Raw genomic sequence first — 9,592 nt, forward strand, 5'->3', positions numbered from 1 at the left:
ATAATCACCCCTCTCCGCTTTCTAGCTCTGCAAACGTAACTGTAAAGGCTGTGCCCTGACCGCTATCAAGCTCAATATTTCCTTCCAATTGCTCTGTGAGGGTGCAGACCAATTCCAGGCCTAGAGACTCTGTGTTCCGAAAGTCTAAATTTTGAGGAAAGCCAATTCCATTGTCCCTGATGGTCATGGCAAATCTGTTGCCACTTTCTACAATGGTAATTAGAATTTCACTCTTATCACTGACCTCCGGGAAAGCATGTTTTAGAGAGTTAGAAACTAGCTCATTAATGATTAGACCGCAGGGAATAGCCGTATCAATATTTAGCCAAATATCTTTGGCTTCTACCTTGAGAGAAACCTCTTGTGAGCTTGCGGTATACGAACGCAATAAATTGCTAGACAAATCTAGGATATACTCTGCAAAATCTATCCGAGACAAATCCTTCGAGCGATATAGCTTTTCGTGAATCAGCGCCATTGACCGGATGCGATTCTGGCTGTCCTTAAACATTGTCAGAGCTTGTTCATCTTTGACATAGCCAGATTGAAGCCCTAGCAGGGTAGAGATAATTTGCAGGTTGTTTTTGACCCGGTGATGGATTTCTTTCAGCAGGAGTTCTCTCTCTGTGAGAGCTGCCTTAATTTGCTCCTCTGCTCGCTTGCGCTCAGCCAGTTCGGCCTGGACATGTTGATACAGCTCAGATTGTTGAATGGCAATTGCTGTGTGGGTTGCTAACTGCTGCAGTAGCTCAACTTCAAGCTGTCGCCAGCGTCTTGGCTCCGAGCAGTGATAAGCGCACAGCAGCCCCCACAAATGCTCTCCCTGAAGAATGGGAACGACAAGATTGGCCCGAATATCAAACAGTGCCAGAATGTCGATGTGGCATTGGGTCAAACCCGCGGCATAAATATCTTCAGTTGCTTGAATCCGTCCCTCTTTATAGAGGTGAGCGTAGTTCTTACCGAAGCAAGTGTCCTGAATCGTGCTGCCTAACGCAGGTTGCCAGGCATCAGCAACAGATTCGACAACAACAGTGCCACTGAAATCTGGGTTGAACTGGTAAATGAGCACTCGATCCGTTTGCAGGAACTGCCTGACCTCAGCCACAGCTGTTTTGAGAATCTCATCCAAGTTCAGAGATTCTCGAATGTGGAGCGCCATTGCCGTTAACAGGCGATTGCACTCAAGCTGCTCGAGTAGCCCAGAAGAGCTTTCGGCTGCCGGTTCGTCCAGGGCTGCGTTACTGGTTTTAGCCGCGTGTTTTTCGGCTTCAAACTGCTCGACTGAGTGCTGCAATTGCTCAACCGTGCTCCGCATTAGGTCTAGATCCAGCGTTTGCAGAATGCTCGTTGAGGTCACGGTACCTAGTAATTCGCCATCACTGTCGGAAACCAGGAATTGATGCATTTGTTGCTGCTGCGTTTGCCACAAGGCAGCTAGTACCGATTGCGAAGGATCGAACAGCGGTAACGGTGTGCTCAACCCTTGAACTGGCAGCTGCTCCAGCTCTAGGCCCAAAGCTCGAAGCTGGACAATATCGTGCTCCGTTATCAACCCTACTGGTACCGACCCTACTGCCTGTGCTCCCGCCTCCCCTCCTAACGCGGTCAGCAGCACAGAGTCGGCTTGATTCTCTGCCATCAGGCGGGCTAGATCTAGGACCGAGGTTGTAGCTGGTGCTTGCAGGACTGGTGTGGGCGTGACCTCCGCTAGCTGGCATGACTTTAGGAGTTCGTCCAGTTGTAGGACTCGCCGAATGCTTTCGAGGCTGATTAGGCCGGCCAGTTGTCCCTGTTGATCGAGCACGGGTAAATGGCGAATTCGGTGCTGACGGAGCAGCGCTAGAGCTGTGAAGATATCCTCAGCCTCAGATAGAACCAGATGAGTCGCTGGCTGGCTCATCACTTCCGCAATTTTCACCGCTTCTAAATCTTCATTTGAGGCAATGAGTTGAACGGCTTCCCGGGCTGTCAAGATACCGAGTAGCTGAGTGCCTTCTACAACCAAAATGGCACTGGCCCGGGCTTCAGTGAGCAGGGCTGAGTTAGGAGGCAGGCCCAAGCTAGGCAAGGCACAACTCCCCCGCGCTTTGCCCATGATGCCTACCGCCTCCAGCACACTGACATCGGGGGTCGCAGTCAGGGGGCGAGAGTCAATTGCAGGCTCAATGGCAAACAGGTTAACGGCTGAACTGCGAGTTGTGCGATTAAATTGCATAGTGGACTGGCTGCATAGCGTGACCTCGACCCAAGCCAGAGTAAACGGTTGTTGTCACTGTTGATTCTGTTGACTGTACTACCCTACCTCTTCACTCTAGTTTGGGACGATTCAAGGCCTGATGCCTCTCAGCTGAGGCAATCGCCCCAACTCGCACCATCCCTTGAGTACGAACTCAAAACCTCTTCTCTAGCTGATCATCCATTCCCAAAACTTGCAAGCCCCTCTAGGTTGGAGAACGTCATGCAGCTCGCCGTCTCAAACTCGTTCTTGCAATTCGCTCTCGCAGCAGGAAATTGCTTTAGAGGGCTTGCTGAAGCACCCGTTATTTTCGCTCGCATTGGCCTCAGATTCTCCAAGTCCGACAACGGCTCTCGGGTTGCCTTAGAACAGAACAATCACTACTCATAGAATGGAAACACAACCCGCTAAGGCAGGGTCAGTAATCTTACTGTGCTGATTAGGGTTGCAGTGTTTAGGGGAATGCTCGTGAAGTAGTACCTATCTTCACTTTCCTCCTAAAACGGAGGGTTAGAGTTCGCACTGAGGCCCGTTCAGACTTGCAAGCGCCATTCCCCCCTGACGAATCTACCAGGCTCAACGCACTGCACCAGTACGAGATTCTCGACACCGCTCCGGAATCAGACTTCGATGATCTCACTCGCTTGGCTGCCCACATTTGTGGCACTCCCATTGCCTTGGTCAGCCTCGTTGACGAGAACCGCCAGTGGTTCAAGTCGAAGGTGGGACTGGATGTCTGTGAAACTCCACGAGACGCTGCCTTTTGCGCCCACACAATTCTGCAGCCTGACCTGCTGATTATTCCAGATACCCTGGCTGACGAGCGTTTTGCTGCCAATCCCCTAGTTACGTCTGCCCCACACATTCGCTTCTACGCGGGCATGCCTCTGACCAATCCTCAGGGCTTCGCGCTAGGCTCGCTCTGTGTCATCGACCATAGCCCCCGTCAACTGCGCCCCGATCAGATAGAGGCGCTGCGAATTCTGGCCCGTCAGGTCATCACTCAGATGGAATTGCGGCGCAACCTAGCTGCTTTGCAACGCACAGCTTTAGCCCGTCAGCAGGCCGAGGCAAAATTGGCTGCTTCTCAGGCTCAACTGCAAGCGATGTTGGAGCACATGCCAGGCTTTGTTGCACTTAATGACCTTGAGGGTCAAATCCAACTCGTCAGCCCAGGCTGGCGGCAGTTATTTGCGCAAGGTCAGCCAGAGCCTGCCGGTCGTCACCTGAGCGAGTTTTTTGCGCCTGAGCGGGTTGCCCGGCTTTTAGCCGAGGACCAGGCGATTACCCAGGCAGGCAAAGCCATGACCTTCGAAGAGAAGATTGTCTGTGCTGATGGTTTGCACACTTACTTGAAGGTCAAGTTCCCCCTGCAAACCTCGGCTGGTGAGATTTACGGCGTGGGTTTGATTGCCCTCGATATTACTGAACGCCAGCAGATTGAGGCCGCTCTGCGGGAGAGTGAAGCGCGCTTCCGGATCATGGCAGACAGCGCTCCTGTCATGGTCTGGATGACTGACCCCCAGGCTTGCTGCAGCTTTGTCAATCAACCCTGGCTCGACTTCACAGGACGAAGCTTAGAGCAAGAGTTGGGCCACAACTGGGTTGAAGGAATACACCCAGATGACAAGCAATTCCTGCTAAGCACGTTCCTCTCAGCCTTCGATACCCGGCTGCCTTTTGAAACCGAGTACCGCTTGCGTCGTGCCGATGGCAAATACTGCTGGATTTTGGAGCGAGGTGTTCCTCGCTTCACGCCGGATGGCAGTTTTGCCGGTTACATCGGTTCCTGCCTCGACATCACTAATCGCAAACAGGATGAAGCTAAACTGCAAGCGCTCACTTGCCAGTTGCAACAGCAAAATGACCAGTTAGAAGAAGCTTCCCGCCTCAAGTCTGAGTTTCTCACCAACATGTCCCACGAGCTACGCACACCTCTGACATCTGTGCTCGGCTTCTCTAAGGTCTTACTAGAGCAGTTCTTCGGTCCCCTTACCCCCAAGCAGCAGGAGTATATATCCCTGATTCGCAGCAGTGGTGAGCATCTGCTGAGTCTGATTAACGATCTGCTCGACCTGGCCAAGATTGAAGCTGGCAAGCTAGATCTCAATCTGGAAGCGGTGGAGTTGGCACAAGTCTGCAAGTCCGCCATCCGGATGGTAGCCCTCAGAGCTCAGGCCAAGCAGCAGCAACTAGTGCTGAAGCTGCCCTTAGCCTGCGAGTGGGTGGTGGTAGACCCGCAGCGTGTGACGCAAATGCTGCTGAACTACCTATCGAACGCCGTGAAGTTTACGCCAGAAGGGGGGAGCATCACCTTGAGCACGCGTATTGCAACAGCCGCAGAGCTAGCTGATCAAAATCAACCAGCAGCTCAATCGGGAGTTCAATGGGGGGGAGGGAAAGATAGCTCAAGCTGTGAGCGTGTCTTAACCGCTGCTGACTACCTGGTCCTGTCGGTGCAAGATACCGGCATTGGCATTCCGGCAGAAAAGCAATACTTGCTGTTTGAGAGTTTCCAGCAGGTGGACGGCGGCAGCAATCGACAACATGAGGGAACTGGTCTAGGGCTAGCGCTCACTCGACGACTGGCAGAGATGCACGGCGGTACAGTGTCGTTTACTTCAGCGGCGGGGCAGGGCAGCACATTCTCCGTCTGGCTGCCTCTAGCTGCTCCTTTTGCATAGTTTTGTCCAAAACCTTCTGGCCAAGAGTTTATTCACCAACTCAAAATTTGTTCACTAATTCGCTTCCCGCAGGACAAGGGAAGACCGGGTTGGAGAATTAATCCTTTAGTGGTAACTGCACCGTGAAGGTTGCTCCCTGTCCCTCGCCCAAACTGTGAGCCCACACACTGCCGCCATGCAGCTCGACAATGTGACGCACAATCGCCAGCCCTAGCCCTAGGCCGCCATGAGAGCGGGTGATACTGCCATCAGCCTGACGGAAGCGCTCAAAGACATAGGGTAAGAACTCAGGCTTGATGCCCTTGCCCGTATCGCTGACCTGAAGCTGCACCCAGGTGGCGCTGTACTCTAGCTGGACCAGCACCATTCCGCCGCTAGGGGTGAACTTAATGGCATTGGTGAGCAAGTTCCACACAACCTGCTGCAAGCGGTTGGCGTCTCCTAAGACCTGCCTTTGCCCAAGATTGCCCTCATCTAACACCGCCTGAAGCTCGATTGCTTTGGCTTGAGCTGTTGGCTGGACGGTTTCCAGAGCCAACTCAATGACCAGAGGCAGGGCGACCGGTTGAAGCTCCAGGCGAAGCTGACCGCGGATGATGCGGGAGACATCTAGTAGGTCGTCGATCAGTTGGGTCTGCACCTTGGCATTACGCTCAATCGTCTCTAGAGCGCGGGCGGTGGTGGCAGCATTGAGCTTACCCTGTCTGAGCATTTGTGCCCAACCGAGGATGCCATTCAGCGGCGTGCGAATCTCGTGGGAGAGCGTGGTAAGAAACTCATCCTTCAGGCGATTGGCAGTCTCGGCCTGTTCGCGGGCTGCTTGCTCCCGCGCCAGCAGTTGAGCGCGTTCGGATTCCAGACGCTTTTGTTCTGTGACGTCGCGCAAGGTGACAGTGGCCAGGATAACTTCGCCTGCTTGATTTCGTACTGGCGTACCCCCATAACTACCGATCCAAACTCTGCCGGTATCGATACGCCGAACCTGCACTTCATAATTGCAAAAGGTCTCGCCTCCAAGTGCCCGTGCCAAAGGCCACTCTGCGATTGGAACTAACTCGCCGCTCAGGTTTCGAACCTCAAACGTATCGGGGAACTCTCTAAGGTGTCTGCGCACCTGCTCAACGCTGTCGTACTCATGGAGGGCCAGCGCTGTGGGGTTGAAGGTCAAAATATTGCCCTGTGGGTCAGCGATCACCAATCCCTCAGTCATGCTCTCAACCACGGCCTGTAACTGGGCCAGGTTTGCCTGCATGGCCTCGGTCGCCAATCTCAGCTCTTCCTGGGCTTGCTTCCGCTCAGTGGTTTCGTGGAAATAGATCGACAGGCCCTCTTGAGAGGGATAGAGGTGGACTTCAAACCAGGCAGCGAAAGGGGCGTAGAACTCTTCGATTTCAAGCGTGACTTGCTCAGCAACCGCCTGTCGCAAACTAGTTTCGAAGGCTGATCCGATAATTGCTGGAAATGCCTGCCACACGCTTTGCCCCAGCAGTTCCTCGCGGGGTTTGCGCAACAGCCGCTCTGCTTCCTGATTCACATAGATGTAACGCCACTCGTGATCCAGGGCGATGAAGGCATCTGAAATGCTTTCGAGAATATTGTCGATCCGTCTGCGGGCCGCCTCCCGGCGCAACTGGCCCATCTCTAAGGTGGCACCAACGCGGGCCAGCAGCTCGCGGGCAGAGAAGGGCTTGATCAGGTAGTCATCTGCTCCCACAGCTAAGCCTTCGACGGCCTCTGTCTCCCCAGCGCGAGCACTCAGCAGGATGATCGGCACCTCCCTAGTTTGAGAATCGGCCCGCAATTGCCGCACCAGTTCAAAGCCGTCTAGCCCTGGCATCATCACGTCGCTGAGAACGAGGTCTGGCATTTGGTGCCGAATCGCTGCCAAAGCTGCCGCACCATCCGCCACCGTCGTTACAGCATATTGCTCACTCAGTAGCCGCCGGACATAATCGCGCATGTCTGCGTTGTCGTCGGCTAGAAGGATGCGAGACTGTTGCAAGTTGCGGCTTGCAGGGTGGCGGTTGGAGGTTGGAGGTTCAGGGGTGCCAATCGAGTCTGGTTGCCAAGCTTGGGTTTCTGCCTCGTCTGGTAACCAGCGCAGCGCTTCCTCAACAAAGGGAGATGCCCCTAGGGCCGTAGAGGCTAAGCTGCGAGCGGCGTTGATGCGCTCAGAGGGAAGGTGGGCAGTGCCAGTGGGAATGCTGACGGTAAACGTGCTGCCCTCGCCCAGAACGCTAATGACCTCCACCGTACCGCCATGCAGATGGACCAACTCCTGCACCAGAGATAGACCAATGCCTGAGCCTTCGTAGGTCCGGCCCTGTGCTCCTTGCACGCGATGGAAGCGATCAAATAAGTGCGGCAGTTCTTGCTGTGGAATGCCAGTGCCGGTATCGCGGACCGCTAGCTCAACCGCCTCTCCAGCCCAGTGCAGACCAACGGTGATTTCTCCCTCAAGTGTGAACTTGAAGGCGTTGGAGAGTAGGTTGAGAACGATTTTTTCCCACATTTCCCGGTCCACATGCACGGGCTCCGGTAGCGCGGGACAGTTCACCACTAGCCTTAGACCGGCTCGCTCAATCGCTGAGCGAAAGACACTAGCCAGGTCTGCGGTGAGGGTGGCGAGATCGGTGGGCTCATAGACGGCCTGAACCCGGTCTGCCTCAATGCGCGAGAAATCCAGAAGCGTGTTGACTAACTTGAGCAGGCGCAAGCTGTTGCGGTGCAGGACTTCGACGCGCTGACGCTGCTGGGGTGGCAGTGGCGCTTCGCTATCGGCTAGCGCGTCTTCCGCTGGTCCCAACATCAGCGTGAGGGGCGTGCGGAACTCGTGAGACACATTGCTGAAAAATGTGGTTTTAGCGCGGTCCAGCTCAGCCAGAGCTTCCGCGCGCTGCCGTTCTTCCTCGTAAGCCTGAGCATTGCGCACCAGAACTGACACCTGACCTACCAGCAGCTCGTAAAACGAGCGGTAGCCTTCGTCGAGGGCGCGATTAGGACTGACGCCTGCGATGAGCACGCCGAGCGGTTCAGCTTGCCTAGAGGAGGCAATCGGCATGACCAGAGCTGAGTGAACCAACTCTTGCCAGGGACCACCCGCCACAGCCAGGTGCTCGTCAACTGCCTCAACTAAGACAGTTTCGCCAGCACAGGCACGCTCTAGAGGCCGGATCTGGTTCTGCCCGCTGCGGAGGTCAACCAACTGTGGACTAGCAGCTTCGCCTACTGGAAGCCCCACCGCACCATGCAGGCGAAGCGTTTTGCCATCCGGTTCGTGCAGATAGAGGAGTGCAAAGGGGACATCGAGGGGGTGTGCGGCTATCGCTGCAACGATATCGAGGCAGGTTGCCTCCACACTGCGAGTCTCGCCTGCCTTCGCTGCCAAATCGCGCAACAGCCGCAGCCGCCGTTCGCCTAGAATTTGCTGCGTAACCTCGCTACAGACGGCAAGCATGCCGACGATTTGGCCGGAATCGTCCTCAGCGGGAGCGTGGGAAACGCTGAAGTAGGACTCTTCGCGGTAGCCGGAGCGCTCCATAACCAGCATGAGCGCCGGTAGCCAGTTGGCCACCCCTGTCGCCATGACTTCCTCGATCATCGGGCCGAGCGTGTCCCAGGCTTCGGCAAGGGTGATGCGAATGTCAAGGCCTAGCGCGGCGGGGTGCTTATCGCCGATCAGCTGAGAGTAGGCATCGTTGTAGAACTGAATGAGCTCAGGGCCCCAGGTAAGGACCATGGGATAACGTGAGGCCAACAGTGTTTTGACTAGCGATTTGAGGCTTTGCGGCCAGGTGGCCATCGGTCCCAGCGTAGTTTTGGACCAGTCGAAGCAGCTGATGCGCTCAGCCATGCCGCCACCCTTGGCTAAGACCGCTGCCGCTGTGGCATCATTCGGGGCTCCATTACCTGTCACCAAATCGTCTGGAGGTGAGGGCAAGTTAGAGCTTAGCTCCGAGGAGGCTCTACTTGGTTCCTCTTGAAGACTTGGTTCACCCTGAAACCGTGGTTGAGCAGCAGACTCCATGTTCACATTCTAGAAAGACTTGCCTAGTCAGACGGCTGCGTCTCCTTATGCCACTCTAACGAAAATCAGCTTGCACTCCTCTGGACAATTAGGGGCAAGCGTGACCGCTTCAGCTCTACTCTGTATCTATTTTGTCTCTATGTAAAGGTCATTAATTGATGATTTAACAATGCTATCTAACTCATTTTCTGGGCTGCTCTTATAGAAGCAGACAAACAGTAAAAGCAGCTCCCTGACCGCACTGCTATTTGCCTTGACACTGCCACTGTGGGTTTCAGAAATGCGTTTGGCAATCGCTACATCCAGGCCACTGCTATTGCCATGACGGCAGGGATTTGTGGTGTAAAATTGCGCGACAGTGTGGAGTAAAATGCGAGGTCATCAGCCCATTGTTCTACCGACTTGTGCTCAAGTTTATGATTAAGCTCATAGTTAAATTAATAATCAGGATTGATCATTAAGAGTGATTTGCCGAACGGCGTCGGAGCACAGCTCTAATACGGTTCAGGAGTTCACTGATATGAAGGGCTTAGTAATGTAATCATCTGCGCCTGCCTCAAAAGCGCGGACTTTATCAATTTTTTATACCCAAAGAGGGTGACGGTCGACTAATGTAACGGCGTAGAGCGATAGAAGATACAA

3 protein-coding genes and 1 pseudogene are annotated in these 9,592 nt (G+C 54.4%); 1 reads left to right on the plus strand and 3 read right to left on the minus strand.

Annotated features, from left to right (window positions below):
• Positions 1-4 precede the first annotated feature (4 nt).
• The gene (locus H6F94_RS19600) at positions 5-2,218 is read right to left on the minus strand and encodes a histidine kinase dimerization/phosphoacceptor domain -containing protein (protein WP_190803897.1); all 2,214 of its coding nucleotides are present in this window, start codon (positions 2,216-2,218) and stop codon (positions 5-7) included.
• Positions 2,219-2,778: 560 nt separating this feature from the next.
• On the opposite strand from H6F94_RS19600, the gene H6F94_RS19605 reads away from it, so the two are divergent.
• A complete protein-coding gene (locus H6F94_RS19605) occupies positions 2,779-4,923 on the plus strand; it encodes a sensor histidine kinase (protein WP_190803898.1) in 2,145 nt (714 codons plus the stop codon).
• Positions 4,924-5,020: 97 nt separating this feature from the next.
• Here the strand turns inward: H6F94_RS19605 and H6F94_RS19610 are convergent, their stop codons facing one another.
• Positions 5,021-8,863 carry an ATP-binding protein gene (locus H6F94_RS19610; protein WP_190803899.1) on the minus strand — a complete coding sequence of 1,281 codons (3,843 nt, stop codon included), beginning with the start codon at positions 8,861-8,863 and terminating at the stop codon, positions 5,021-5,023.
• Positions 8,864-9,428: 565 nt separating this feature from the next.
• Positions 9,429-9,526 (minus strand): annotated as a pseudogene (locus tag H6F94_RS33610) (DNA-binding response regulator); the annotation flags it as partial.
• Positions 9,527-9,592: the final 66 nt, after the last annotated feature.

The organism is Leptolyngbya sp. FACHB-261, from assembly GCF_014696065.1.
In the GTDB taxonomy this organism is placed as follows: domain Bacteria; phylum Cyanobacteriota; class Cyanobacteriia; order FACHB-261; family FACHB-261; genus FACHB-261.

Bases quoted from the DNA above. Each gene is read 5' to 3' on its own strand.
- H6F94_RS19600 (WP_190803897.1), bottom strand. From the start codon at position 2,218: ATGCAATTTAATCGCACAACTCGCAGTTCAGCCGTTAACCTGTTTGCC.